Source organism: Porphyrobacter sp. GA68, assembly GCF_022605525.1.
Taxonomy (GTDB): domain Bacteria; phylum Pseudomonadota; class Alphaproteobacteria; order Sphingomonadales; family Sphingomonadaceae; genus Qipengyuania_B.
Genome location: NZ_JAKQYJ010000003.1, coordinates 37,164 through 63,004, shown reverse-complemented (window position 1 = coordinate 63,004; position 25,841 = coordinate 37,164). Strand labels below are relative to the sequence as shown.

The window sequence follows — 25,841 nt, the reverse complement described above, 5'->3', positions numbered from 1 at the left end:
CGCGGCTGCCGCCAAGTCGCCCAGGAGAGAGGCGAAGGGGCTATTCGGCGGGCTCGAGCGCGTCGTCGGGATGCTCGACGTCGAAGTCGTTGATGTCATCGCCGAAGTCGTCGGCGGGATCGTCTTCCGGATCTTCGTTGCCATCGGCATCGGGATCGAGATCCGTGTCGTCGGCCGAAATCTCGCCAATGTCGTCGGCCTCGTCGTCGTCATCCGAGAGGCCGTCGATGGTCGGACGGTCGATGTCGAAGCGCATGGCGTCGGGCACCCAGGCAAGGGCCGCTTCCTTGGTCTCGGTCTCGGTGATCGCTTCGCCGGCGAAGATCTTCTCGCAGGCGGAGGAGACCTCGCCCTTCTTGGAGGCGCTGTAGCGTGCGGCCAGGACCGTCCCGCCGACCTCGGTCAGAAGCGCGAGCAGCGTGCCCTTCGCGACGCGGTCGAAGAAGTTGGCCGACGTCGGCCGCCACCACTGCGCAACGTCGATCTCGAGGATCGTGGCGAGGCGGGCGTGGAGCGGATTGGTCGTCGCCGAATACTCGGGCTTCGCCTCGAGCGACCCTGCGACCATGACCGCGAGCCAGGCCGCCTTCGCGTCGTCGTCGAGTGCTCGGAAGGCTTCGAAACGCGCGACGACGTCGCCAGCCTCGATCCAGCTGCTGTCCAGCGCCTCGCGGGCCTGCTCGATGGCGATGCGAGCCTGCGTCGGCTCCATCTCGCCGCCGATGACCGGATCCTGCGGCCGCGACGCCTTCATGGTCGTGCCATAACGATCGTATCCGCGATTGCCGTCGATCATGGCGAACAGTGCGTAATCGAGGGCGAGGGCAGGGTTGGCGAGGATCGACGCGGCGAGAATGTCGCGCCGCTGCATGGCCAGTTCGTCCGACAGGCGGGCGCTGAGCGGCTTTCCGCCGGGTGCCACGGCCTCTGGGGCAGGTGCTGCCGCGGTCCCGCGCTGCCGGCTCGATCCGGCGTTCTCGTCGTCGCCAGTGCGGATCGGCGTCTCGCTGAAGTAGCTGGTTTCCAGCTTCATCGTGCCGTCGGGCGCGAGGGTGAGGAAGGTGCCGACCTGTGCCTTGAGGTCATCGGTCAGGATCGAAGGACGGTCCTGCAGCTCGTCGTATTCACGGTCGAGCTTCTGATACTCTTCCTCGAGGGTGGCGGCCGCAGTGTCTTCGAGCCCGCCCGCCTCGATCTGCTCGGCGATGTCGTCCATGCGCGCCGCGATCTCTTCGACGCGCGCCTCTTCGGCCTCGGTCATCGGCGTCGTCGGCAGCGTGACGCGGTGAAGGTCCGCGGTCGCGTTGTAGATGTGCGAGCTGGCGATCGGGCGGATCCAGGCCAGGCCGGATTCCGCCCCGAGCCGTTCGGCCTCGGCCTCCATGATCTTGCCGGCCAGTTCGCGCGCGATATCCGGGTCCGACCAGCGGTCACCGTCTTCGCTGAACAGCTCGCGTTCGACGGTGCCGCCCGCAGCGACGTAAGCGTCTTCGCCTACGAGGACCGCGATCGGATCGCTGGCCTTCAGGGCATCGCCGGCGATGGCGCGACGGATCTGGTCGGGCGTGGTGTAGCCGTAGCGGGCGTACTGCTCGTAGATGCGGACCTGCTTGGCCTGGTCGTCGGTTGACGCGTAGGCCTTCGCCATGTCGAGCGTCATCTCACCCTTGGCGAGCGCCTCGAACACCGGGTCAGCAAGCCCAGCGAGCCGCAGGCGACCTTCAACGAAGCGGCGGGTTACGCCGAAGCGCTTCGCGACGCCATCAACGTCGCCGTCCATGCCGAGGAAGTGCTGGAACGCGCGGCATTCGTCTGCGGGCGTCATCGCCATGCGCTGGAAATTTTCGGCCAGCGAGGTTTCGCTGAGCATGGCTTCGTCGCCTTCGAGCACCTTGCAGGCGATCTCGGTGTTGGGATCGATGCGGGCGCCCTCGACGAGCAGCTGCAGGGCGGCAAGCCGACGGCCGCCGGCAAAGACGGCGTAGTGGCCGCGCGGCTTCTTCAGCGGGGTGACTAGCAGGTTCTGCAGCACGCCGCGCGCTTCGATGTCGGCCGCAATCTGCTCGATGGAGGTGGCGCCGGACTTGCGGACATTGCTGTCCGAAAGCCGCAGCTTCGAAAGGGGGATCAGTTGGGTCATCGGTCTTCTCCTGGTGGATGGCCCGGCGAAACCTTCACCGGACACCTTTCCCGATCCCCCTCGTCTTTCCTCTTCAGGCCGCCTCCGGATTGGTGGAGGCGACCAACCGCTCGATGATCTCCGAAGCGCGTTCCGCGGGGACGAAGACCCGCGTGCGGTACGAGATGATCTCGCTGAAACACCCGAGCGACTTCAGCCAGGGGAGCTGGCTCGCCGGCGCGCCGACGATCTCGATGCGGGGCGAACCGTTCACGCGCGAGCGTTTCAACTCGCAGGGGAAGGGCCTCTGGATGGGCATCGCGCTGCCGCCGACTACCGCTGCCGTGATCTGCGCAGGCGTGAGTGACGAGGTCTGCTCGACGCCCAGCGTCGTCAGCAGCTTCGCGGCGTCCTTCGGGAACACGATGCGGCCGAGCCACGAACGACCTTCGGCGTCAACGATCCGGTTCACCTCAAGGTGGTCAGAGGGCAGGGCGGACCAGATGGGCAGGAGGAGGCCGGTCGCCAGCTGGACGGTTTCATGGTCGAGCCGTGTGGCTGCCTCCTCGGCTTCGGCGGTCCACCCCTCTTCGAAGGTCTTTCGCGAGCAGGGTTCCCACGCGGATTCGAACATATCGAACTCGCGGAGATATTCGCGCCGGGTCGGCCGCATGAGCTCGATGCGCGGGACCGATGTGCCGTCGTCGGTCATGCCCGAGCGAGCCTTGGTGCTCAAGGCGACCTTGCCCGAACGTCCATTCCTGACGAATCGCGCTGTGCTGTCGCTGTCGGCGATGCGGATCGCTCGTTCGAGGCTGACCGGATGCCGGCGCCGTGCGACTTCGATCGTCAGGAGGTGCGAGGTGGCTCCGCTCACCGGATCGGTGCGCAACACTGTGTCCTCGAGGACGGTGGCGGTTTCCACGGGCATGGTCTCGACACCCACGTCGAGCGTGCCTGCCTCGCGGGCGGCCGCCACGCGTGTTTCGACCAGGGCCAGGAACTCGTCGAAGATCAGGTTCTGCAGGCCGATGGGGAGCGCCAGCAGACGGTTGAGCCAGCGCTGGATGGGCGGCAGATCCTCCTTCAGGATGCCGTCACTGTCGGTGAGCTCCAGACCGGTCCGCTCGGTGAATTCGGCGAAGTTGATGCTGGTCAGCTTGCCCCCGACAAGGAGATGGAACCAGGTGATAAGCGCCGACTTCGCGTAATCGCTCTCGAGATTGTCTGCCGGATCGAACAGGTTCTGTCCGCCGGTCTGGCGCTGGCCGCGCGTCAGCGCACCGAGGCTGTCGAGGCGCCGCGCGATCGTCGATGTGAAGCGCAGCTCGCCCTTGCAGGACGTCGTAACGGGCCGGAACAGGGGTGAGCAGGCCTGATGTGTCCGGTGGGTCCGCCCGAGGCCCTGGATGGCCCTGTCGGCTCTCCAGCCCGGTTCCAGGAGCAGATGGACGCGCTGCTGCTGGTTCGGCACGTCGAGACTGGCGTGATAAGACCGGCCAGTGCCGCCCGCATCCGAGAAGATCAGGATGCGCTTCGTGCCCTCCATGAACGCCGCTGCGTCGGCCTGGGTCGACCGGGTGGTGCGTGTTTCCAGCTTCTGGCCGCCGTGGCCGGTGGGCACGAGACGCTTGGTCCTGCCGGTGACCTCGGCGACGTTGTCGTGACCGAACCGCTCGAGGATCGCGTCGAGCGCCGCCTTGATCGGGGGGAGGGCGCACAGATGCTCGATCAGTTCGGCGCGCTTCGCCTCCGCCTCGGGATTGACGACGGGATTGCCGGCGGCGTCGAACATTGGCCGCGAGCGGACCTCGCCCGTGTCATCCGTATAGGTTTCCATCTGGCGGGTCGGGAAGGCGCGCGTGAGGTAGTCGATGACGTATTCGATCGGGCTGAGCTCAAGCTCCGGATCGGCGCGTTCTTCCGGAGACAGTTCGTTCAAGTGCCGTGTCAGGATCGACTCCGCTGTGGTGACAAGCTGCAGGACGACCGAGGTGCCGTCGGCGATATGCTGTTCGACAGCGGCGATCACGGTCGGCAGCTTCATGGCCAGAAGCACCTGCCCGAAGAAGCGCTGCTTCGTGCTTTCGAAGCGGGAACGTGCCGCCGCCTTCGCGCCCGAGTTGAGCGTCGACTTGTCGAGTTCGTCGACCACGCCGGTCAGTTCGAGCGCCGCTTCCATGTTGCGGTGGATGATGCTCCATGCGTCGGCGTAAGTGTCGTAGATCGCGATTTGCTCCTCGGTGAGCTCGTGCCGCAGGATCTCGTACTCGACGCCGGCAAAGGACAGGGCGCGCGCCATGTAGAGGCCGGTTGCCTTCAGGTCGCGGGCAACCAGTTCCATGGCCGCGATCCCGCCCTGACGGATCGACGAGATGAACGCCTCGCGATTCGCGAAGGCCGTTTCCGGACCCCACAGTCCGAGACGGACGGCGTAGGCGAGGTTGTTGACTTCGGATGCGCCGGTGGCCGAGGCGTAAAGCACGCGCGCGGCGGGGAGTCTGTTCTGCAGGAGAACGCCGGCGATGCCCTGCTGCGAACCCTTCTTGGTTCCCATAGCACCTTCGCCGCCGGCAACACCGCCCATCTCGTGGGCTTCGTCGAAGGCGATGACGCCCTCGAAATCGTCTCCCGCCCACTGGATGATCTGCTCCAAGCGGCTCGCGTCACCGCGCATCGACCGCAGCGTCGGATAGCTGACGAACAGCACGCCCTCGTCGAGAGTGATCGGCTGATCGATCTTCCAGCGCGAGAGCGATTGCACGTCGGCCGCGATCCCGCCCAGCGCGGTCCAGTCGCGACGGGCGTCGTCGAGCAGAGGTTCGTTCTTCGAGATCCAGATCGCGCGGCGGCGACCTTGCAGCCAATTGTCGAGAACGACCGCAGCGACCTGGCGTCCCTTGCCGGCGCCGGTGCCATCGCCGAGGAAGAAGCCCTTGCGATACCGTGCGCCATTCTCGTCGAGCAGCAGCCCAACGCCTTCCTTATCGGGTCGGAAGCTGCCGGGGATCCATTGCGTCCACGCGCTCCCGGCGTACACGACGGTTTCCAGCTGGGAAGCCGACAGCAAGCGTTCGCTGACCGTCCGCTCGGGCAGGTGCGGAACGTGGTTGGGGATGGGGGCGGGGATGGAGCCCATCGCCACCGACTCGACAAGCGCCGTCGGGTGTTCGCCAGCGGCGGTGAACACGATCCGGCTCGGCCGATAGGGCAGATAGACCCCGGTCTGTTCCAACAACGCGGCGGGAGTCTCGAGCGCCTCGTAGGCGACCGGCAGGACGTTGTTGCGCACGGGTGCGCGGAAGGTGCGCGGCTCGGCAGGCTTTGCCCTGCGGGCGCTGCCGAACAAGGACACCGCCTTGGGCGCAGCGGGGGAGGGGGCTCGTTCGGGGATGAGGGCACAGCGCGGGGTCGGCTCGACAGTGTCGAGCAGCGCGGCCGTGGTCTGGCGCTGGATGGTGGACGGAAGACGATCGCCGGGGATCTTGTCCATCACGTAGAGACGGACGGCGATGCCCGTGCCGTGCTTCGTGTAGGCGCGTTCCAGTCGGAGCGACGTGCGGACCGTCATCGGTGCCAGCGTCGTCTTGAGAATGTCGCCCATTTTCGCGGAGGTGGTGAACCAGTCGGGCATGATCGCGACCAGACGGCCTCCGCCCCGCAGATGCCGGATCGCTGCGGCGAGGTGGCGGACCGCTGCAAGATGGTCGGCACCGCGCCCGAGCGAACGTGAGAACGGCGGGTTCATGAGGATGAGGGAAGGGCGCGCCGATTTTGCCAGCAGCGTCGGAATAGCAGCGCCGTCGTGCCCGGTGATGACGGTGCCCGGAAAGCTGTCGGCAAGCCGCGACCGGCGTGCGGGATCGAGCTCGTTGAGCTGCAGTTCCTTCACGCGCGGAAGATGAGCGACCAAAAGGCCGTTGCCGGCGCTCGGTTCGAGGACAATGTCGTCAGGCAGGGGCTGCGCGAGATAGACAGCCATCGCGGCGAGATCGGCGGGCGTCGAGAATTGCTGCCAGTCCAGCTGATCCTCGCTGCGAACTGTCTGGGTCGGCATGCGGGAGGCGAGGGCGATTGCCGTTTTGATCGTGGTGCGGTCGGGCGCTCCACAAGTCCGTTCGCGGAGTGCGAGCACCTGAGCGTGTTCGAGGATTTCGAAGCTGTCTCGCTGGCTCCACTTGCCGTCGGCATCGGATCCGCCGTGGGTGGACTTCATCGCATCGTTCAGCGCCGCGCGGGTGATGGCCTGGCCGGCAAGGATCAGCTCGGCCAAGGTGCGGGCGGCGGCAAGTGGCGGCGAGCGGCGCTGTTCGGCCGCGTCGAAGAGATCGGACATGGGACGGGACTCCTGGGCTGGCCCGATGCAGATCACACCAGGCTCAAGTCTCCCGTTCCCTCTCCCCTTTCACTGATCCGCCAGGACTTCGGCCCAATCGCCGTATCGTCTTGGCGGCGGCATTCGCCGGACTGTCAGGCCCTGATCGCGATATGCGCGAAATGCGATTCCGCCAGCCTTGCGGCCTTCGCGCCCGTTGTCTTCGGCGAGGATCACGCACGACACAGTCGCGGGAACGCTGAGGAGACCGAGGCGCTTGGCTCCGAGGGCGGCCCAGCAGGGAACGCCGTGCAGCTGCATGAAGGCCGACGCGTCCTCGTAGCCCTCCGCGATCGCGAGCGTGTCGGTGACCGGCATGCCGCGCCAGCTTCCCGTCCCGGTCTCGCCGATGAGCATTTTGTCGAGATAGCCGCCGCGCTCGAGGTCCAGAAAAATGCGCTGGATCGCTGTGATCCCGACGTCGTTGCGAACACCGACAAGCAGCGCGGGCAGGAAGACCGTGAGCGGCTTGGCGCCTTTCGGACACCGGGGATGATAGCGCAGGTCGGCAAAGCGTGGGTCGAGGCGCCGCCCCAGCAGATAGCGTTCGGCCGCGGTACCGGCGATCGGGCGACCTTCGCTCCACATTCGCGTGATGAGCAGTCCTGGATCGCGCAGCTCGGTGATCTCGGGGCGGGAATAGGTCTGCCCCGGTCGAACCCTGCGCAATTCGCGAAGCACATCGTCCGAGGCACAGCCGGCGAAACAGTGGACGAGGATCCCGCGGTCACCCTGTCGAAGCGATAGGCTGGCTTCCCCGTCGGCATGGCTCGGGCAGCGGCACATGGCCGTCGCGCCGTGCCACTTCCCGCCGAGCGCGCCGACAAGGTTGACCAGTTCCTGGGTGGGCGGTCGAGCAGTGATCGGCATCGTCGCCTCCTTTCGCCCGCTCAGACCCCTCTCTGTCTTTGGCCTCGGTGCGATCCTCGGACTGGGAAGGGGGGCGGAATTTTTTTCCGGATTGACCAGGAAGCCAAGAACCGGCCTTTTCTATCACGGAGGGCGGGATGATGAAGATCTCATTCGCAACTGTTCTGTTGGCGTCAGCGGTTATCGCAGCGCCGGTCAGTGCTCAGCAAGTTCAGCTCATGAACTTCGACGGGGCCGAGTCCGGAGTGGTCCTCAATGTGGGGCCCTCGTCGCGTACCGAAGTGCCACCTGCATCAGTCCAATCGCTGGAGAATGCGCTCGCGACCGATTTCGGTGCGATTGGCGCGCCGGTTCTTCAGGATACCAATTACGTCGTCGAGCCCTCGCGGATCGATGTTCCGCTGTGGATGCGGAGCGGCGTTCCGACTGGGCGCATGACGATCCCGTCGGTGGGTTCGCTTGGAAGCGTCGCGGGCAACTGCGCGCAGCCGGTCTATCGGCCGCGAGGCGATCTCGCCGCCACCACGGAGCAACGACGGGCCGCCCTGTTCCCGTTGATCGCCGCGATCGCGTGCGAGCAGAACATTCCCGTCGGTCTGTTCGACGCGTTGGTAGCCCAGGAAAGCCGGTACAATCGCACGGCGCTTTCGCCGGTCGGCGCGATGGGGCTGGCACAGCTCATGCCAGGCACGGCCCGTTATCTCGGGGTGACCAACCCCTGGGACGTCGTCCAGAACCTGCGCGGCGGTGCAAAGTACCTGCGGGAGCAGCTCGACGAATTCGGCCGCGTCGACCTCGCACTGGCTGCCTACAACGCAGGACCGGGACGTGTTCGCCAGCGGCGCGCGGTGCCGCGCATCCTTGAGACGTTGAACTACGTGGCGACCATCACTAGCGCGTGGAGCGGGGCGACCCGGCAGGTCGAACTCGTTCGTGCCGATCAACCGTCAGTCGTGCGAAACCCATTCAGGCAAGCCGCTGTCCTGGCCTACACATCGCCGAGCACCGCGAACCCTATGTGATGAGCGTATAGGCCGGCGATCAGCAGAATGACCGGAGCCCCGGTCAGGTAATTGACCTGCCATCGCCACCATAGTTTGGGTGCCGCCAAGACTCGATCGCGCCATGTCGAGAAGGGCAACTGCAACGTGCCGGTCCGGAGATCGTAACCAGTCTTTGCGACAGCACAAACGGCGCACATCGCCACGACCAAACCGACGCCCGCGTAGAGCGAAAGCCATGCCTGAGAGGTAGCTATGGGCATTGCCGTTGATGAGCCTCGCGGTTGTTGTACCGTTAACCGTCATATCGCCCAACGGTTTCTGGCTGGTTGACAGGCGGCTCACAGGCTCGAGCCCTTTTTACTCTTCACGCGATGCAAACCCAACGATTCGCGGCGGCCAAAGAGCGTGTGCCCGATGTTGAGGTCATCCTCGCGCGCGCGTTTCAGCATGCCGCGGAAGTAGATTTCGGTGGTCCGGCGGATGTCGCCTTGGACGAAATGCTGTCCCGCGATGAGGAGGCACAGGGCGGTTGCATCAGCCCCGATCGCCTTCACGGCTCGGTCGACCGTGTTGGCCTCGACGTTGATCATCGCGCCGATCGCAAAGGCGGTGCGGCGCATGTCGCGCTCTTTGATCTGCACCAGACCGTCGATGAAGGGGAAGAGGTGAGGGACTTCGGTCCATTCGAACCCGCTTCTCTTGATCCCGAACCGGTCGTCCTGTTCCGACGCTTGAGACGACGGACCACGATCGCCGCTACGCCCTTCTGCCAAGCCATCTACAGTGACTGACGTTGAGTGATCGTTTGTATAGGCGGGAACAGACTCGTCTCGTTGGACCAGACCATTTTCGTCCCGTGGCACTTTGCGATCGCCAGGGATCGCCTGTGAGAGAAGGCCGTGGAGAAGCGCTTCGGCGTGTGCGGCGGCGGCCTGAAGGCGCTCCAGACGCCCTTTGCGCGCGTTGTCGCGCTCCTTCGCGAGGTCGGCCGCCTTGCCCTCGGCTAGTACGGCATCCTCGGCGCCAATGGCGCCCGACAGGAGTATGCGCCTGATCGCCTCGAGGGCCACTGTGATCCGCTGGGGCAGCTCGCAGCGCAGTCGCAGCCGTTCGTGTTCTTCGTCGACGAGCAGCTCGATCGCATCGACCAGAAAGATGAGAGGGGCGAGGGACCAGCCCGAGGCATCGACCGTGCCGTCGAATCTGCGGCGCCAATGCCGTCGGCCGTTGCGTTTGCTGTTCCAGCGCATGACCAGGCCGTGCTTCTCCAGCTGGCGGAACATCCGGCCCGGGTTCTGCAGGCCGGTGCGTTCCTGCAGCTGCGCGTCGTCAATCCCCACGACAGGCCCGGTCGGAGACCAGAAGTCCGCATCGCAAGCTGTGAGCTTCAGGAGCGAGACGATATTGCGCCATTGGCTGCGCGTTGACGGGTGCGAGACTGTGCCATGCCGTTCGAGAAACAGCGCGGCTCGAAGGACGCGATCGCGGACGGCCTTCCCGCGCGCGGCGTCTGGGATTGCCGGGAGCATGGCAAGTCGCGCGGCGACGAGGCCCTCCCACTCAGATCTGTCGCCGCCAGTTTTCATCGGCGCCGGAAGCTCCAGCCCGAGAGGTTCACAGTCGAACATCGGGAGGATCGGCAACAGGCTCCCGATTCCCCCTGATACGCCCCTGCGGGCATCGTTTTCGGCAATACTCATCCCTTCGCTCCCTCGCGATCAAGGAGCGGCCGCAGACACAGGCCATCGCCGTGGGAATCACGGTTCGGGCTTGCCATTTTTCGGGCGGGAGCCTAGGTAGGCGATGCGTATTTCAGCTGGGGACGACCCAACCGGTCGCTCTCCCAAGCGTCACCCTCACAAAGCCCGGCCATTGGCCGGGTTTTTTTGGTCTGTGGCCGTTCCCTCCTTCCTTCGACATGCCGACCAGGTTCCGGTCGGCGGCTCATTCGGCGGTTCGCGAGCAGGCACAGCTCAGCTGTGCGCAAAATCGCTTGCGCCAAATCCGGTCTGTCTCTAAGAGGGGCGTCGACAGGACGATCCTCCAGACAGGATTTGAAAAAAGGCCCGGCGGCAACCGGGCCTTTTTTATTGCATCAAGAGCTCCAGCTGGGATGCGTCCGCCGGCAAGCGGGTGTCGCCCAGTGTGCCCTGGATCAGCCGAAGCAGAACCTCATTGCGAGATTCGGCGCCAAGCTGATCTTTGATCTCATCGATGCGCTCTACCGTCGCGCGCGGGAGCCAGACCTCAAGCTGCTTGAAACCGTTATCACGAAGGCGCCTGCGCAGTTCGTGCTTGCGATCGATAGCAGCCATAGTGGTTTCTCCGCTCCTTGGTGTCCTCCGCGCGTGTCGAATCCACACGCAGAGTCTCCTGGAGCCACACCGTGGCTAGGAACGCTGACTTTGGCAAGTAAGGATGTGTTAACCTGCGGCCTGCTGACGGGCGGGCGAGTGCAGGTGCACCGAAAACTGCTCGACGACGCTGTGCCCAGCCTCGCGCGCGACGCGCTCGATTGTCGGCTTCGAGAAGGCGGCGAATATGGCGCGCTTGTCCGCGTCCTCATCGGCGTCGAGCGTGGTCACCAGATCCTGCAGGAACACGACCGCGGCGTGCGAAGCGTTCTTGAAGGCGGGATCAAAATAAAGATCGCCGTTGCCGGCAATCTCGATCGCCAGGAACAACCGCGCGCGGTCGAGGGCGAAGAGTTCGATCAGAAGATTCGCGATTTTGGAGCAGATCGGCGCACGTCCGTTGCGGATCTTGCTGACGAGACTGGTCCCGCGCCCAATAAAGGCAGCGACCTCGGCGTTGGTGATATTCTGGCGGTGCCAAGCCTCGAGAATCACATGCTTATAGGCCTCGAGCAGCGCGACGTTGTGTGGCGAGACTAGGAAAGCGTGACCGGGCATAAAGCGACCCCCTAACGCTCTTAAAATGACGAACGGGGGGCGTGGCTGTCAACCAAAAAGGCGACGCGAATCACGATTCACGGTGCCCTTCTACGCAATACAATTGCAATAGAAAGCACGTTCTGGCTTGTCGAGGAATTTTCTTCCTAGGGGGTCGGAAACGGACTGCTCGGCCTAAGAACAAAGCTCCTCAAAGTGCGAACCCAACTGCTCTCCTTGAGAGCCAATTTCCCATGGTGGGGAAGGGGGCTGCCAAGGTGCGACGAGTCGAGTCGCCCGACCCCTCAATACGATTGAACCGCGAGAAGGTTTCCCGTTCCCTAACGACGGCTTCGCAATCCTGCGCGAGCTCAAACCTGGGGAACTGCAAATGACTGCACTCTCGATGAAGAAGGAGCTGCCGATCAACGGCATCCTCCTTGGCTTCGCCGTACTGGTGCTGGCCATGATCCTCGGCGCCGGCGCCGCTTATGCCGGTGCCGACACCACCTTCGATACCGCCCTGACGATGTTCACCGACTTCCTCGAGGGCTCCGGCGGCAAGATCATCACCGTGATGAGCCTGGCCGGCGGCATCGTCGCGCTTGCTTCGGGCCGCTTCAGCCTGGGCCAGGTCGCCGTTCCGGTGGCCGTCGGCGTCGGTGCCGGCACCGGCGTGCCGATCGTCACCTCGACCGTCACCGCGACGATCTGAGACGCAGGCGCAATCTGGAAGGCGGCTTAGCCAATGGACCGGTACACCATCCACTCGCATCTCGATGATCCGGAGCTGATCGGCTTCTGGACGCTGGATGAATTCCTCGCGATGGCGATCCCATTCGTCTGGGGCATTCTCAGCCAGCACATCATGATCGGGTTGATGGTGTCCGTTCTTGGCTGGTGGGGGTTTCGCAAGCTCAAAGCCGGCAAGGCCACGTCGTGGGTTCTCCACATGGCCTACTGGTACCTGCCAGCAAGCTTCACCGGGCTAAAGGCAACGCCGCCTTCCCACCTTCGACTGATGGTGGGCTGACATGGACTATTCTATCGGACTTGCGCAGAACCAGCGCGTCCTCAAGCAGCGCAACGCGCTCGGCATTACGGCCATCGTCCTCGCGGGCCTCGTCGTGATCCTCTTCATGGTCGGCGCGACCCGCGATCGCGAGGTGGTCCTCCAGCCCATCCTGCGCAGCCCGCTGACGATCTCGTCGACAGGCGTGAGCCCCGAATATCTGGAAATGGTGACGCGTGACACGGCGCTTATCGCGCTGAACCGGTCACCTGAAAATCTCAATTACTGGATGGAATCGCTGCTCAAGATCGCGGCGCCCGAATCCCACGGAGCGCTGAAGCGCGACCTCATGAAGGTCGTGCAGGAACAGGGCGGTTCGAGCATCAGCCAGTATTACACGATCAGCAGCATGAAGGTGGACCCCGAGCGCCTGACCTCGGAGGTTTCCGGCACGCTGCACACCGTCGTCGGCTCGAAGGCCGTCACCGCCGAAATCAAGCGCTTCCGCTTCATCTGGAAATATTCCGGCCTGTCTCTGCAGCTGCAGGGCTTCGGGATGGTGAAGCCTGCCGAGCGCAACGCGCTGGGGAGTGAGGAATGATGACCGCGATCGCCATCGGGTGCCTTGGCACGGGCACCGTCTTCGCCTCGAGGCACCTGTGCATCGCCTCGCGCGGGATCGGCGCAACGCTGATCGCGGTCGGCCTGTTTGCCCTGGCCACTCCGGCTTATGCCGACGAAACACTGCTCGCCAAGGACAACAGCGAGGTCGCGTGCACGATCTCCAAGAGCGGTCTGACGCGGGTCAGCCTCAAGGATGACCGGTTCGCCTCGGTATCGAAACTGACGACAGGGGTGGAAACCGAAGACTTCTCGGTCGTCAACGAGCCGACCCGCGGCGATATCTACATCTCGGTCCCCGAAGGCTACAACAACGCCGGGGTTTCGTTCTTCGGTACGACGGCCAAGGGCTACGTTTACAAGTTCGCGTGCCGCCTGAGCGGCGAAGGCGCCCAGCAGGTCTTCGTCGAGAACCGCGAAATTCTCGGCGAGCAGCCGACGGAGCTGGCACGCGCCGCCAGTCCGCGCGACACCTCGGCCGCGCTCGTTCAGGCGATGTATCAAAGCCAGTCGCTCGACGGGTTCGAGATCCGTCAGCCGTCGATGAACGCGGTGATGGTCGGCGACCTCAAGGTCCAGATGATCACCGAGTATCGCGGTCTCAATCTGGCCGGACGCGCGCTCAGGATCGAGAACACCGGCAAGAAGCCGGTCAAGCTCGACGAACAGGTGCTGGCACCGACCAATGCCATCGCCGTCAGCGTCGCCGAGCCCGACCTCGCCGCAGGCGCGGTCACGACCGCGTACATCGTCACCCCAACAGGACAGATCGCCGCCAGCACGACGGAAGGACGGCCATGAACCTTTCCAATCCCTTCAAGCGCAAGCCCAAGCAGCTCGATGGCGACGATACCGTCGATGTCGAGGATTTCGGAACGAACGACGAGGTCCGCAAGAAGCAGATGATGCTCATGGGCGGCGTCGGTGCGGTCGCCCTGGTTCTCGGGTCGATGTATATCTTCGACGACGGCGAGGATGACCCGGCGAAGGTCGACGAGAACGGCCAAGAGATCCAGATCGCGACCGACGACATGGTCAATCGGAACATGTCGCAGCGCGAATGGCAGGCCGCGTCGGAAGCCCAGATGCAGGGCATGCAGAACCAGCTGAAGTCGGTCGACGGGCAGGCCCGCCAGATGGATGCGCTGCAAGCGCAGATCGCCGCGCTGCAAGCCGAGAACCAAGGCATGGCGTCCGACGGCCAGCGGGTCATGGGTGCCTACGAGCAGGAGAACGCCCAGCTTCGCCAACAGCTCGCGCAGCGCCAATCCGCGCCGCCGCCCGCCGCGATGCCCTACTACGGCGTTCCGCCTCAGGCGCGTGGCGCGGCGGCTCCGCCGCAGGCGCAAAACGCAGCCGGGGCGGCCGCCGCCGCCGCAGTGTCGGCCTACAGCCCGCGCAACATCAAGATGGTGTCCTTCGAAACGGGGTCCGGCGGGAATGCGACACGGATTTCGGGCGGGAGCACCAGCTACACCGACAGCCCGAACTATCTTCCTCCGAACTCCATCGCCAAGGCGCGCGTCATCGTCGGGGTCGACGCCTCGGCGGGTGTCAATTCCCAGACGGACCCGCTGCCGGTCGTCCTGCGCATCACCGGTCCCGCGCGGTCGGTCTATCGGAACGGCAAGCTCCTGACGACGCGCATCGAAGGCTGCCTGGTCAACGGCGCGGCGCGCGGCGATCTTTCCAGCGAGAAGGTCTATGTGAAGCTTCAGCGGATGACCTGTCCGCAGGCGAACGGTCGGTTCGCGGTGTCGGACGTCAAGGGCTTCATCAGCTTCGCCGGCAAGACGGGTGTCCGGGGCAGGGTGGTGAGCCGGGAAGGCTCGCTCGCGACCCAGGCCTTCTTCGCCGGGCTTATCGGCGGCATCGGCAATGCCTTCCAGAATGCGCAACGCGTGCCCGTGTTCGGTGGCGGTGAGCCAGAGCTGCCTTCCGCGAAGAGCGTCGGTGTCAACGCGATTGCGGGTGGTGCGCAGGAGGCCGGCAAGAACGTCTCGCAATATCTGATCGAGCGCGCCGAGCAGTATCAGCCCGTCATCGAGATGCCGACCGGCATCGATGTCGAGATCGTCTTCCTCGACGGCGTCTTCATCCAGAACTGAAAGGGCCGAAACGCATGCTCAATTCAACCCAGGCCGGTCTCGCTGCCCTCTCCATGATGGTCGGCGTTACGGCTACCACATCGGCCCCCGACGTCGCCGACCTGCTGAAGGCCCGGCTTCCCAAGACGCAGGTAACTGCGGTCGATTGCAAGAAGATCGGCTCGCTCTGCGAGGTCGTCGCCGGCGACAACCTGTTCTACGTCGACCCCTCCGCACGGTATCTGGTCATCGGCCGCGTGTACGACATGCAGACGCGCCAGGATCTGACCGCGGCCCGGCTGCTCGACCTGAACCCCGACATGCTCGTCGGTGGCGCCGCCAAGGCGGCAGCGGGCGGTGCCGGCGGCGACGCGGCCAGTCTGGCTAAGGGCGGGGCGCGCCGCGAAGTCGAGGCGGGGCCGGCGCAGAAGGTCGATCTGTCCAAGCTGTCGGACAAGGGCGCGATCGTGTGGAAGCGCGGCGGTCCGACGCTGACGGTCTTCTCGGACTTTCATTGCGGCTATTGCCGCGCCCTTTCGCAGCAGCTCGAGGGCATGAACGTCACCGTCGTCGAGCGTCCGATATCGATCCTCGGCACGCGCGACGTGGCCGATCGCGTCCTGTGCGCCAAGGATCAGCCGCGCGCGGTTCGGGCGGCATACGCTCAGGAGCCGGTGCAGGGCAGCGGCCAATGCGACACGACGGGCCTCGATGAGAACGAGGCCTTCGCGAAGAAGCATGGTTTCACGGGCACGCCCGTCCTCGTCCGCGCCGACGGCGCTGTCCTCGAGGGCTACCGACCCCGCGCGGCCCTGATTGCCTGGCTCAAGGGAGACGCATCATGAGGCGCAGCGTTCGTCCGTCCGTAATCCGCCTTCCCGCCTGTCCGGTCAGCGAGTGGCGTCGTCGTCCAAGCGCGCGGGCTGTCGCCGGCCTTTGCGGCGCGATCGCCGCGTTGGCGGGCTGCACGACGCTGGGGACCAACATCAACGGCAGCTTCGCGTGCGGAGCGGTCGGACAGGAGACGTGCGCTCCGGCCACGGTGATCGACGATCGGGCCCTCGCCGAGATCACCGGCGATGCCAGCTACATACCCGCCGGCCCTTTTCGCCCGGCCCCCGAGGGCCGTCCCGCGGTCGTCGCCGCGAACGCCTCTCAGCAAGTCGCGGGCGCCGGCTCGCCGGTGCCCGTGGGCCAGAAGGTGCTTCGGATCGTGTTTCCCGGCCACGTCGATGGCGGTGGGCGCTACCACGAAACCAGCGTGGTGCGCGCAGTCGTCGACAATGGATCGTGGATGCAGGCGAGCGCGACGCACGGCGTTCCTCTCGCCAGCACGGTCAACCTGACGGTCAGCCCCGACGTCCTCGCGCAGCTCGACCAGGCGGCGTTGGACGACGCACCCAAGCAGGTGAGCGCGCTCGATCCGAACATGCCGAGCCCTGCTGCTGTCGCTGAGGCGCGGGCGCGCGGCGCGGCCAAGGGCGGACGCCCGTCCGTTGGCGGCGGCCCTGCCCCCGTTGCGGCAACCGAACCGAAGGTCGCCGAGGTCGGAGTGGTCAACCAGCCCGCGGCCTTCAATCCCAAAGTGGAGGACTGACGCATGGCCGCCAAACGAGGGTTCATCGCCCGCCTGCTTGGCGACGATCGTGCGCCCGACGAAGGAACGCCCGGCCACGGCGCACCGATGCTGGCGCAGTGGCTGCCGTATCGGAGCTACGACCGGAAGAACGAGATCTTCTACCAGACCAACTCGATCGGCTTCACGCTCGAGATCGCGCCGCTGGTCGGAGCAGACGAGCGCACCGGCGAGATCCTCGCGCAATTCTTGTCCGAGGGGCTGCCGCCGGCATCGCGCGTCCAGATCCTCGCGTTTCAGAGCCCGCGCGTCGGACAGACGATCGCCCGCTACGCGCTGCCGCGCTTCGCCGCCGGCGGCGTTCATCGCAAGATCGCCGAGCATCGCTCCAAGTTTCTCGCGGAAGCGGCATGGACCTCGCTGTCGGCCGACGGACCCTTCCACGTCCGGCAGCACCGGGTGCTCCTCTCGGTATCGTTCAAGCTCGGCAAGGGCACCCTCGAGGAGCTGATCACGGTCCGCGACAGCATCACCTCGCTCCTGCAGTCGATCGACATCTCGGTCGCGCGGTTCTCGCCAATCGAACTCATGGCACTGATCGACGATCTCACCGCGCCGGCGTTCGACGTGTCCGATCATCAGGTGGAGTATTCCGACCTCGACCCGATCGCCGACCAGTGTGTTCGCCGCGACGTCCAGACCGCCGTAGGCCCCGATCGCATCCTGGTATCGGTGGAGCCGCTGCGCGCCGTCACAACGCTCGCCGGCGATACCGAGTACGAGGAGATTCGCCCCGATACGTTCGATTACCGCTTCTTCTCGGTCCGCAATTTCCCGAAGCGGTGGGCGCCGTGGGACTCGCAGAAGCTCATTGGCGACATGTTCTCGGACAAGCTCCGTCCGGGTTGCCCGACCGTGACCAGCCTGTGCCTGCGTTACCAGGACGAAGAATCCGCTTCATCAAAAGCGGGCTACAAGTTCATGCGGACCTCGTCCCTCGCCGACAGCAAGTCGGCACGGTTGCTTCCACAGCTCAAGGACCAGAGCCGGGAATGGGAGGAAGTGACCCAGCAGCTGCGCCTCGGCCGCAAACTGGTCCAGGCCTATTACACGGTCGGCATTATGAGCCCGAAAGGGCGCGGCGACGCGAACGAGCGCACGATCAAGTCGATGTATAAGGCAGCAGGCTGGGATCTCCTCGACGAGCGCTTTCTCCAGATGATGTCGTTCATGAGCATCATGCCCATGAGCCTCGCCAATAATTTGGACGACGACCTTGGTCGCATGAAGCGCTGGCGCACCATGCTCACCACCACGGCGGCGAACATCGCGCCGTTGCAGGGCGAGTTCCTGGGCGGCAACATGCCGCATCTGATGTTCATTGGCCGCCGCGGTCAGCCGTTCTTCTGGTCGCCGTTCGAGAACAAGGCGGGCAACCACAACGTCGCGGTGTTCGGCAAGTCGGGCTCGGGCAAGTCGGTCGCGCTGCAGGAGCTGTGCGCGGCCCTCGCCGGCATCGGCGCTCGCGTCATCGTCATCGACGACGGACGTTCGTTCGAACACATGGGCAAGATGCTCGGCGGCAATTTCGTCGAGTTTCGCCTGCGCGACGGCTTCAGCCTCAATCCCTTCTCGATGATCGACGTCTCGATGATCGCCGAGGACGAGGACTATCTCGTTGATGCACTGGCGATGCTCAAGTCGATCATCGGCCAGATGGGTCGCCACATCGATCGCCTGAACGACACCGAGCGGGGCCTGATCGACAATGCCGTGAACAGGGAATGGGAACAGCACGGTCGCAACGGATCGATTGACGGCGTGATCGCCATTCTTAACGAGATCGGGACGCCCCAGGCCGAGGATCTCGCCACGGCCATGTTCCCGTTCTCGTCGCGCGGGACATACGGCCGCTTCTTCATCGGCGAGGCAACGGTCGACATGTCGGCCGCCATGACGGTCTTCGAGCTATCGGACCTGTCGAGTCGCGAGGAGCTGCGATCGGTGGTGCTGACCGCGATCATGTTCCTCTCGTCGCAGACGATGCGGCGGATCGATCGCCAGATTCCGAAAGCACTGCTGATCGACGAAGCGTGGCAAATGCTCCGCGGCGGCTCGATGGCCGATTTCGTTGAAACCTACAGCCGCACCTGCCGGAAGTACGGCGCATCGCTCATCACCGCCACACAGTCGCTGAACGACTATTACAAGTCGGAAGGGTCGCTCGCCGCGCTCGAAAACTCCGACTGGTCAGTCATTCTGCAGCAGAAGGCCGAGACGATCTCGGACTTCCAGAAGCACGACCGGTTCGACATGGATCCCTATACCGAATCGTTGCTTCGCTCGCTGAAGCGCAACGGCGTCGAGTATTCCGACATCATGATCAAGGGGCCGGACACGCTCGCTGTCGGCCGCCTCGTCCTCGATCCCTTCTCGGCCACGCTGTATTCGTCGTCGCCGGTAACCTTCGGCCAGATCGAGCAGCTGATCGAGGACGGCTTCACCATGGACGAAGCGATCGAGAGGGTCGCCTTCCCCGAAGCGCAGCATGACTACGCGCTGGAGGCGGCCGAATGAACGCCCCGGCCTTCATCCTCTCCCGCACCAACAGAGCTGCGCCGGCGCCGAGGATCCTTCCAATGGAGGAACCCCTGCCGTCGTCGCGTCCGGCCTCTCTACGCTCGCACGCGGCGGGGCTGTTGTTTGCGGACGCCTGCTACATCGCGCTGCGCATCACTGGGTGGCTGACGGTAACGTCGCTGGCGGCGATGGGGCTCTATGTCCTGTTCTTCCTCGCTCTGGGCAACATGAGCGCGGAAGGGTTCTTCGCGCAGATCGCCAATCTCGGTAACCGTTTCACGGCCGCCGACACACTTCGCCGCGACTCCTTTCTCTCGATCGTCGGAACGGTTTCGACCGTCCTGTTCCTGATCGTTGCCGCCGCGCGCTTCCGCTCGCTGTTGGCCATTTTCGTCACCCCAGCCCCGGCCCGAAAGGACAGGCCATGACCGACACGATGACCCTTTCCCGCGACACGACGATGCCGATCGCGCCCCGTCAGCCCGAGCTCGACCTGCCCTCGACGCCCGCCGCACCTGTCCTTCCTTCCGCGCCTAAGCCCCGCCGCGACAAGGGTGCCAAGGGACTGCCCCCGTCGGCGTTCGCGATCGCGGCGGCGGTCATTGTTGCCCTGCTCTGGGGTGCGTGGGTGACGAAAACGATCATGGCCCCGCCCGAAGCGGTCCCTATGGCGAGCGTCCGCTTGCAGCAGCTCGTCGGAGAGTATGTGCAGGCTCAGGCACGCAGCGCAGCGCCGCCGGAAGCCGTCACGCAGCAGACGCAGGCGTTCATGGCGGCGCTCGGTGGCGAGCTCAAGCGCCGCGGTGAGGACGGCACGACGGTCCTGGTGGGCGAGGCGGTCCTGTCGTCGAACGTGCCGGACATTACCGATCAGGTGCGCAAGGCCATCTATGCCAAGGTGCCCATGCCTGCGGCGGCCGCGATGCCGGCGCCCAGCCCGGCAGCTCCAGCCCCGATGGGCTTCGGTCAGTAAGCGGGCCAGGGGAGGGGCAAGATGGCCACCGCCGCCGTTTCCGTCGCACCTGCGGGACGCCGGGAGAAGCGCATCCGTCAGTGGGGCGCGGTCGCCTTGGCGGCTGTCCTTATGGCCAGCTACAACAGCCTGACCGCGTGGCAGGAGAGCCATGCGTTCATGGTCAACGCGAGCGAGAGCCTGCCGAATTGGGCATTCTTCGTGAGCGAGAACAAAGTCCCGGCCAAAGGCGAATATGTGTTCTTCACGCCGCCGCAGGGTGAGCTGGTCCGCCGGCATTTCGGGCCTGATCAAGGCCCCTTCGGGAAGCAGGTGATCGGGATGCCTGGCGCGGTGGTCGAGCATCGGGGCGAATGGGTCTATGTCGACGGCAAGCGCGTGGCGCACATGAAGCCACGCTCGCGGTTCGGCGAGATCCTGCACCGCGGCCCGACCGGGGTAGTCCCCGAAGGGTGCTATTACGTCGGCACGCCACACCCCGACGGGTTCGACAGCCGCTACGCCGAAATCGGCTTCGCCTGCCGCAAGGCGATCCTCGGCACTGGGACACCCATCCTGTGAGAACGGCAGCGATCCTCGCAACGGGAGTGACCTTGCTCAGCCTCTCCACCGTACCGCCATTCGTCATGAGCGCTATGGCGCGCGACCATGGCGTGATGGGGCAGACCTGGCCGGTGATCGAGCCCGACCTTCTGACCACGATCGACGCCAAGTTGAAGTCGCTCGAAGCGAGCGGCGGCATTGCGCGCATGCAAAAGGAGCTCGCGGCCAGGACAGAATATCGCGTGCGCAACCCGCAGCCGGTGGCAGGACTTGGCGCAACGCAGGAGCCGCGCGCGTGGCTGTTCGACCCGTCGATCGTCGTCGCCGACGATATCCGGGATGCGAAGGGCAACCTGATTGCGGCGCGTGGAACGAAGGTCAATCCGCTCGGGCTCGTCCAGCTGAAGACCGATCTGGTCTTTGTCGACGGTCGGGATCCGGCACAGATTGCCTGGGCGACCTCCAAATGGGAGTCGACCAAGGCAAAGATCATCTTCGTGGCCGGATCGCCGTTCGACCGCATGGGCGAATACAAGCGCCGCTTCTTCTTCGATCAGCAGGGCAAGCTGACCCAGCACTTCGGCATCTCGCATGTTCCCGCTGTGGTCAGCCAGGAGGGCGAAGCGCTCCGCATCCAAGAGCTTCTCGCTCCGAAACCGAAGGGCGGTGCCTGATGCCGCTCTGGCTTGACCTGCTTCGCACACCGATGGCCGCGCCGGAAACCCGCGTGCTGAAGTCGATGCGCATGACCATTTTGGTGGCCTGCGGGCTGCTCGTCGGCTCGATCGCGGCGCTTGCCCCCCTACGTGCCGCGATCGGGAACGTGGCTGGGGGGATGATCGCGGCCGAGCTGCTCGTCATCGCGGTGCTGGTGCCGATCTATGTCGTCACAAAGAACCGGGCCGATAATCGCTATCTCGATGAACTCGGGGAGGCTTCCGACCGCCCCGCGGAGACGGCGTCATGATCCGGCGGCTCCTGGCGTCCATTCTCGCCGCGCTCGCGCTTGCCCTGTTGCCGGCACCGGCGCAGGCCGCAGGCAATTGCGAAGGCAAGTTCGTCAACCCGGTCACCGACATCTGCTGGAGTTGCCTGTTTCCGATTTCTCTGGGCGGAGCGAAGCTGTGGCCTGGCCGTCCCGATACGAACAACCCCGACTTGCCTGTCTGTGCTTGCGGTTCGCCGGTGCCCCGCATCGGACTGGCAATCGGATTCTGGGAGCCGGCCCGGCTCGTCGACGTCACGACCAAGCCGTGGTGCTTCCCCAATCTCGGTGGAATGAAGCTCGATCCCGGTCTTGATATTGGACACGGCCAATACACCGGCCCGGAGCTCGGGGGCGGACGGACGGCGAACACCGCCAACTGGCAGGCGCACTACTACGTCTATCCGCTGCTCTACTGGATGGAGATCCTGACGGACTTCCTGTGCTTCGAGAGCGCCAGTTTCGACATCGCCTACATGACCGAGATCGATCCCCTGTGGAACGATGACACGCTCACCACTCTCATCAACCCGGAAGTCGCTCTGTTCGCCAATCCGCTCGCGGTCGCGGCCTGCGCCGGCGATTGCGCTGCGGCGACCGCCAAGCTGCCCGTCGACGAGATGTTCTGGTGCTCGGGGTGCAACGGACCGATGTTCCCGATGAATGGCAATATCGCGGCGCACAATTCGCCCGTGCAGTCCTCGCGCCTTGCGGCCGAACGCCTGCTCTTCAAGATGCACCGGCAAGGGCTGGCCTGGGGAACCGCGGGCTCGAAGGCCCTGTGCGGGAAATACATCCAGCCCATCCTCAAGAAGTCGCAATACCGCATCCAGATGACGAACCCGATCTCGACGGTCAGCGGGAAATATGCCTGCTCGTCGATCGGCGCCTCGACGCTGCCGCCTGACGCCGGACGCAGCTACCCCGTAAAGGGCGAGGACTTCGGTTACCTGCTGTGGCGCAAGCGCAACTGCTGCATGCTGTGAGGGGACGGACGATGCGCAAGGCTCTCCTGACACTGGGCATCATCGCCGCCGGCACCGGGGTCGGGGCCGCGCTCGCACAAACCGTGGACGGTCTGGATCTGGGTGCGATCCAACGCCGCGCCGACGCGCAAGCCGCCGACGCCGCCATCCTCTCGGACGAAGTCGCCCGTCGGGCGAAGGACTACCGGGAAGACGCGGAAACGATCCAGTCGGCCGCGATGGAAAAGGTGAAGGGGCTCGAGCCGGCAACCCTCGCGAAGGGCCCGAAGGGCGTGGTGGACTTCGACGAGCTGGTCGCTTCGGCCGCGAGCAACCTGAAGGACAATCGGGGTACGGCACCCCAGTTCATGGTGTTCGTCAGCCTCTCCATGCCGGAGCAGGCGCTCCGCCAGATCATCACCGAGACGTCGGCCGCCGGGGGCTTCGTCGTGTTCCGGGGCTTCCCGAACAACTCGGGCAAGCAGTTCATCGCCGCGATGTCCAAGGTGGTTGAGAAGGACGATCAGTTCGCTTCGATCGGCATCGACCCTCGCCTGTTCCGTGCGTTCAATATCACTTCGGTCCCGACCTATGTCGCCGTTTCGAGTGATTTCAGCCCCTGCGACGGGCTCGCCTGCAAGACCACGCCGCCGCCCTTCGACTCCATCTCCGGCAACGTGACGACGAGCTACGTCCTGCAGACATTCTCCGACGATAATGGGCCTGGCGCTCTCGTTGCGCGCGCTGCGCTTAAAAACCTGCGGGGGGCCAAGTGACGAAGTGGCACCGCCTTCTCGCAGCAGGGATATCGGTCGCGGCGCTGGTTCCGATCGCGACCGCTGGCGCGCAACAGAGCCAGCAGACCCAAGCCGGTGGCGGCTACTATGATCTGAAGAACTACTCGTACTTCGAGCCGCAGCAACCGCTCGAGCCTCGGCTCCCCGTCGATCCTGTGCCCGTCGATCCCGTTCCGACCGACCCGACGCCTGCGCCCACCCCGACACCGCCGCAGACGCCCACCCCGTCACCCATCCCTTCCGCGCCTTCCCCGACGCCGGCACCGGCGCCGTCGGGACCGAGCGGCGGCGGGCGCGTCCCGACCGCTCCCTACACCCCGAGCGGTCCGATGACCTTCCCGCAAGGCGACGTCGCCGCAGCGCGCGCCGAGGCGAATGCGTTCGGCAAGACGAAGCGCGGTGAAAACGGCGGGCTTGCGACGTCGACCGATCTCGCCGCGACCGTACCCGGCTATACGGGCGCCAAGCTCCCGCAGGAAAGCCTGGCGGACGATCCCGACGCGCTGACAGCGCAGGGGACGACAGCGGCCGTGTCGAGTGACACCTGGCAGACCGTCACCAACCCGGCACGAACGAAGGTGATCGTCGATCCCGACGAGCTGGTGCGCAGCAAGGCGATCGCCGCCGACCCTGACGCCTATCTGCAGGGGCAAACGCTGGGGGGCAGTACCGGAAGCTGCACCCCGCTGCCCCCCGGGGATGCGGGCACCGCCTACTACGAGGCGATGTGCGAAGAGGGCGCTCAGCCCTATGACGAGCCGCGCTCCTGCCGCATTCCGCTGGTGATCCAGACCGAGGGCTCGGTCTACTGGGAGTACCAGTGCCACACCGACAAGCTGACCCGGGGCGACGGGGCATTGCTGTGTGCTGCGCTTGATCCGGGTCTTACCAACGGCGGCTGCTCGCTCATCGACCAGACCCAGATCGGCGCGACCTGCCTGCAATGGGCCGGCACGCCCACCAACCCCTGGTGCGCGGAACCCGGCGAGCCGGTCTACCGCAACACGTATTCTTGCCCCGCACAGCTGCCCACGGGCGGCGGGATCGAGCGTAACACCCTGCGCATCGCCAGCGAGGGGAGGGACGAGAGCCAGTGCGGCATCGCGACGGCGCAGGCAAGCTGCAGCCCGAGCGCGGAAGTGTGCACAAGCGCCGAGCCGCAGACCCGGATGGTCAACGGGCTACCCGTCACGCGCCCCTGCTGGGAATGGGAGCGCACCTATCAATGCGCCGGCACGCGCGCGGCGACCGATTGCGGCGAGCTGGCCGCCAACACCCAATGCACGTATCTGCGCGAAGAGTGCCTCGACGATCCGCAGGTCGGTGCCTGCAAGGTGGCGACCAAGGTCTACCGCTGCCCGCTGCCTGAGCAAGCGCCCGCGGACCTGCCGCAGTACATCTGCGGCGACGACGTCTACTGCATCAACGGCGATTGCGAGCCGATCGAGCGCGAGGCCTCGACGGAGTTCAAGGACGCACTGGTTGGCCTCCATACGCTCGGCCAAGCCAACGCGGAGTTCGACGAGGCAACCCTGACGCTCTTCTCCGGGACGCGCGAGACGTGCCACAAGAAGGTGTTCGGTCTGTCGAACTGCTGTTCGGGTAAGGGCGTCCCGCTGCTGACCCCGTTCCTGTGCGATGCGGCGGAGCGCGAGCTCGACAAGAAGGACGATGCCGGGCTCTGCCACCGGGTCGGCTCCTACTGCTCGGACAAGGTGCTCGGGATCTGCGTCACCCGCAAGGACGCCTACTGCTGCTTTGAATCCAAGCTTAGCCGCATCCTGCAGGAGCAGGGGCGCACCCAGATCCGCAAGCCGTGGGGAGAGCCGAAGAAGGAGACCTGCAAGGGGTTCAGCATCGCCGAATTCCAGCTGCTAGACCTGTCGGTCATGGACTTCAGCGAGGTCTATGCGGAGTTCATCGACGCGGCGAAACTTCCCAACGAGCTTGAAACGACAACCCAAATACAAGAGCGCATCGAGGCGTACCTCCAAGCAAATGGGAAAAAGTGATGGCCTCGATAACCCCGCTCGCAAGCGGACACGGATTGCCCGACCTGTCGGTCGTGGAATTCGCCATAATGATTGCGCTGCTGCGCCTCGGGCCGCAGCCTGCTCCGCTGCTGCTCGGCACCCTGTCCGAATGGTTCGGTCACGATGTCACGCTCAGCGATATCCAGCCTGGGGTGCGGCGCCTCGTGCATCAGCATTTTCTGCGTTTGGAAGCGGGCGGAACACTGCGTCCGCAGGCTCGGTCGGTCTCTCCCGTCGCGACGTCGTTTTCGGCGATGATCCGCATAGTCGGGACCGAGTTCCGTCGCGCTCTGGAGAGGAGCGAAGCCCCGATCCTCGATCTCATATTGAAGCAGGTCGCGGAGGATCGACGCCGCGAGGAAGAAGCCGGCAAGCACGGCACATCACACAAGGAACCGGACAAGGATTAG

At 65.1% G+C, this 25,841-nt stretch carries 24 protein-coding genes; 18 read left to right on the top strand and 6 right to left on the bottom strand.

The genetic code is table 11. The features are described 5' to 3' along the window. Positions 1-40 precede the first annotated feature (40 nt). The 3 genes from LHJ54_RS12300 to LHJ54_RS12290 all read right to left on the bottom strand — a co-directional run bounded on the left by LHJ54_RS12300 (position 41) and on the right by LHJ54_RS12290 (position 7,364). Positions 41-2,140 (bottom strand): ParB/RepB/Spo0J family partition protein, encoded by a 2,100-nt coding sequence (locus tag LHJ54_RS12300; RefSeq protein ID WP_228244175.1) that lies wholly within the window; start codon positions 2,138-2,140, stop codon positions 41-43. Between the two features lie 73 nt (positions 2,141-2,213). Then, complete coding sequence (locus tag LHJ54_RS12295) at positions 2,214-6,455, bottom strand: strawberry notch family protein (protein ID WP_228244174.1); 4,242 nt, start codon at positions 6,453-6,455, stop codon at positions 2,214-2,216. Between the two features lie 69 nt (positions 6,456-6,524). Continuing rightward, complete coding sequence (locus LHJ54_RS12290) at positions 6,525-7,364, bottom strand: toprim domain-containing protein (protein ID WP_228244173.1); 840 nt, start codon at positions 7,362-7,364, stop codon at positions 6,525-6,527. Between the two features lie 137 nt (positions 7,365-7,501). On the opposite strand from LHJ54_RS12290, the gene LHJ54_RS12285 reads away from it, so the two are divergent. Then, the gene (locus LHJ54_RS12285) at positions 7,502-8,386 is read left to right on the top strand and encodes a lytic transglycosylase domain-containing protein (protein ID WP_228244172.1); all 885 of its coding nucleotides are present in this window, start codon (positions 7,502-7,504) and stop codon (positions 8,384-8,386) included. A 320-nt stretch (positions 8,387-8,706) separates the two neighbouring features. Here the strand turns inward: LHJ54_RS12285 and repC are convergent, their stop codons facing one another. The 3 genes from repC to LHJ54_RS12270 form a co-directional block, all read right to left on the bottom strand. Then, positions 8,707-10,068: a replication initiation protein RepC gene (gene repC / locus LHJ54_RS12280; RefSeq protein WP_228244171.1), complete on the bottom strand. Its 1,362-nt coding sequence runs from the start codon at positions 10,066-10,068 to the stop codon at positions 8,707-8,709. A 387-nt stretch (positions 10,069-10,455) separates the two neighbouring features. Continuing rightward, positions 10,456-10,683, bottom strand: a complete 228-nt coding sequence (locus LHJ54_RS12275) for a hypothetical protein (RefSeq protein WP_228244170.1) — start codon at positions 10,681-10,683, stop codon at positions 10,456-10,458. A gap of 108 nt (positions 10,684-10,791) precedes the next feature. Next, positions 10,792-11,280, bottom strand: coding sequence for a hypothetical protein (locus LHJ54_RS12270; protein WP_228244169.1), 489 nt, complete (start codon positions 11,278-11,280; stop codon positions 10,792-10,794). 445 nt (positions 11,281-11,725) lie between these two features. Here LHJ54_RS12270 and LHJ54_RS12265 point away from each other — a divergent pair, with 445 nt between their 5' ends. The 17 genes from LHJ54_RS12265 to LHJ54_RS12185 all read left to right on the top strand — a co-directional run bounded on the left by LHJ54_RS12265 (position 11,726) and on the right by LHJ54_RS12185 (position 25,841). Next, on the top strand, positions 11,726-11,974 hold the full coding sequence (locus tag LHJ54_RS12265; protein ID WP_228244370.1) for a hypothetical protein: 249 nt from the start codon (positions 11,726-11,728) through the stop codon (positions 11,972-11,974). Positions 11,975-12,007: 33 nt separating this feature from the next. Continuing rightward, entirely contained in the window at positions 12,008-12,292 is a 285-nt protein-coding gene (traL, locus tag LHJ54_RS12260; protein WP_228244168.1) for a type IV conjugative transfer system protein TraL, read from the top strand. Between the two features lies 1 nt (position 12,293). Then, positions 12,294-12,872, top strand: coding sequence for a type IV conjugative transfer system protein TraE (locus LHJ54_RS12255; RefSeq protein WP_066119189.1), 579 nt, complete (start codon positions 12,294-12,296; stop codon positions 12,870-12,872). Beyond that, the gene (locus LHJ54_RS12250; protein ID WP_306437078.1) at positions 12,869-13,693 is read left to right on the top strand and encodes a type-F conjugative transfer system secretin TraK; all 825 of its coding nucleotides are present in this window, start codon (positions 12,869-12,871) and stop codon (positions 13,691-13,693) included. The genes LHJ54_RS12255 and LHJ54_RS12250 overlap by 4 nt, the downstream gene beginning before the upstream one ends. Continuing rightward, positions 13,690-15,000, top strand: a complete 1,311-nt coding sequence (locus LHJ54_RS12245) for a TraB/VirB10 family protein (protein WP_228244167.1) — start codon at positions 13,690-13,692, stop codon at positions 14,998-15,000. Before LHJ54_RS12250 ends, LHJ54_RS12245 begins: the two co-directional genes overlap by 4 nt. A gap of 14 nt (positions 15,001-15,014) precedes the next feature. Beyond that, positions 15,015-15,824: a DsbC family protein gene (locus LHJ54_RS12240; protein WP_228244166.1), complete on the top strand. Its 810-nt coding sequence runs from the start codon at positions 15,015-15,017 to the stop codon at positions 15,822-15,824. Further along, entirely contained in the window at positions 15,821-16,576 is a 756-nt protein-coding gene (locus LHJ54_RS12235; RefSeq protein WP_228244165.1) for a conjugal transfer protein, read from the top strand. Before LHJ54_RS12240 ends, LHJ54_RS12235 begins: the two co-directional genes overlap by 4 nt. 3 nt (positions 16,577-16,579) lie before the next feature. After that, positions 16,580-19,132: a type IV secretion system protein TraC gene (traC, locus tag LHJ54_RS12230; RefSeq protein ID WP_228244164.1), complete on the top strand. Its 2,553-nt coding sequence runs from the start codon at positions 16,580-16,582 to the stop codon at positions 19,130-19,132. Positions 19,133-19,194: 62 nt separating this feature from the next. Beyond that, positions 19,195-19,563 carry a hypothetical protein gene (locus LHJ54_RS12225; protein ID WP_228244163.1) on the top strand — a complete coding sequence of 123 codons (369 nt, stop codon included), beginning with the start codon at positions 19,195-19,197 and terminating at the stop codon, positions 19,561-19,563. After that, positions 19,560-20,108 (top strand): TrbI F-type domain-containing protein, encoded by a 549-nt coding sequence (locus LHJ54_RS12220; protein ID WP_228244162.1) that lies wholly within the window; start codon positions 19,560-19,562, stop codon positions 20,106-20,108. The genes LHJ54_RS12225 and LHJ54_RS12220 overlap by 4 nt, the downstream gene beginning before the upstream one ends. 21 nt (positions 20,109-20,129) lie before the next feature. Next, the gene (locus LHJ54_RS12215) at positions 20,130-20,669 is read left to right on the top strand and encodes a S26 family signal peptidase (RefSeq protein ID WP_066119212.1); all 540 of its coding nucleotides are present in this window, start codon (positions 20,130-20,132) and stop codon (positions 20,667-20,669) included. After that, complete coding sequence (gene traW / locus LHJ54_RS12210; RefSeq protein ID WP_228244161.1) at positions 20,666-21,325, top strand: type-F conjugative transfer system protein TraW; 660 nt, start codon at positions 20,666-20,668, stop codon at positions 21,323-21,325. The genes LHJ54_RS12215 and traW overlap by 4 nt, the downstream gene beginning before the upstream one ends. Continuing rightward, positions 21,325-21,618: a hypothetical protein gene (locus LHJ54_RS12205; RefSeq protein ID WP_228244160.1), complete on the top strand. Its 294-nt coding sequence runs from the start codon at positions 21,325-21,327 to the stop codon at positions 21,616-21,618. Before traW ends, LHJ54_RS12205 begins: the two co-directional genes overlap by 1 nt. Then, on the top strand, positions 21,615-22,622 hold the full coding sequence (traU, locus tag LHJ54_RS12200) for a conjugal transfer pilus assembly protein TraU (protein WP_228244159.1): 1,008 nt from the start codon (positions 21,615-21,617) through the stop codon (positions 22,620-22,622). Before LHJ54_RS12205 ends, traU begins: the two co-directional genes overlap by 4 nt. Before the next feature lie 11 nt (positions 22,623-22,633). After that, positions 22,634-23,377, top strand: a complete 744-nt coding sequence (trbC, locus tag LHJ54_RS12195) for a type-F conjugative transfer system pilin assembly protein TrbC (RefSeq protein ID WP_228244158.1) — start codon at positions 22,634-22,636, stop codon at positions 23,375-23,377. Next, positions 23,374-25,410 carry a conjugal transfer protein TraN gene (locus LHJ54_RS12190; RefSeq protein ID WP_228244157.1) on the top strand — a complete coding sequence of 679 codons (2,037 nt, stop codon included), beginning with the start codon at positions 23,374-23,376 and terminating at the stop codon, positions 25,408-25,410. The genes trbC and LHJ54_RS12190 overlap by 4 nt, the downstream gene beginning before the upstream one ends. Continuing rightward, positions 25,410-25,841, top strand: coding sequence for a hypothetical protein (locus tag LHJ54_RS12185; RefSeq protein WP_228244156.1), 432 nt, complete (start codon positions 25,410-25,412; stop codon positions 25,839-25,841). Before LHJ54_RS12190 ends, LHJ54_RS12185 begins: the two co-directional genes overlap by 1 nt.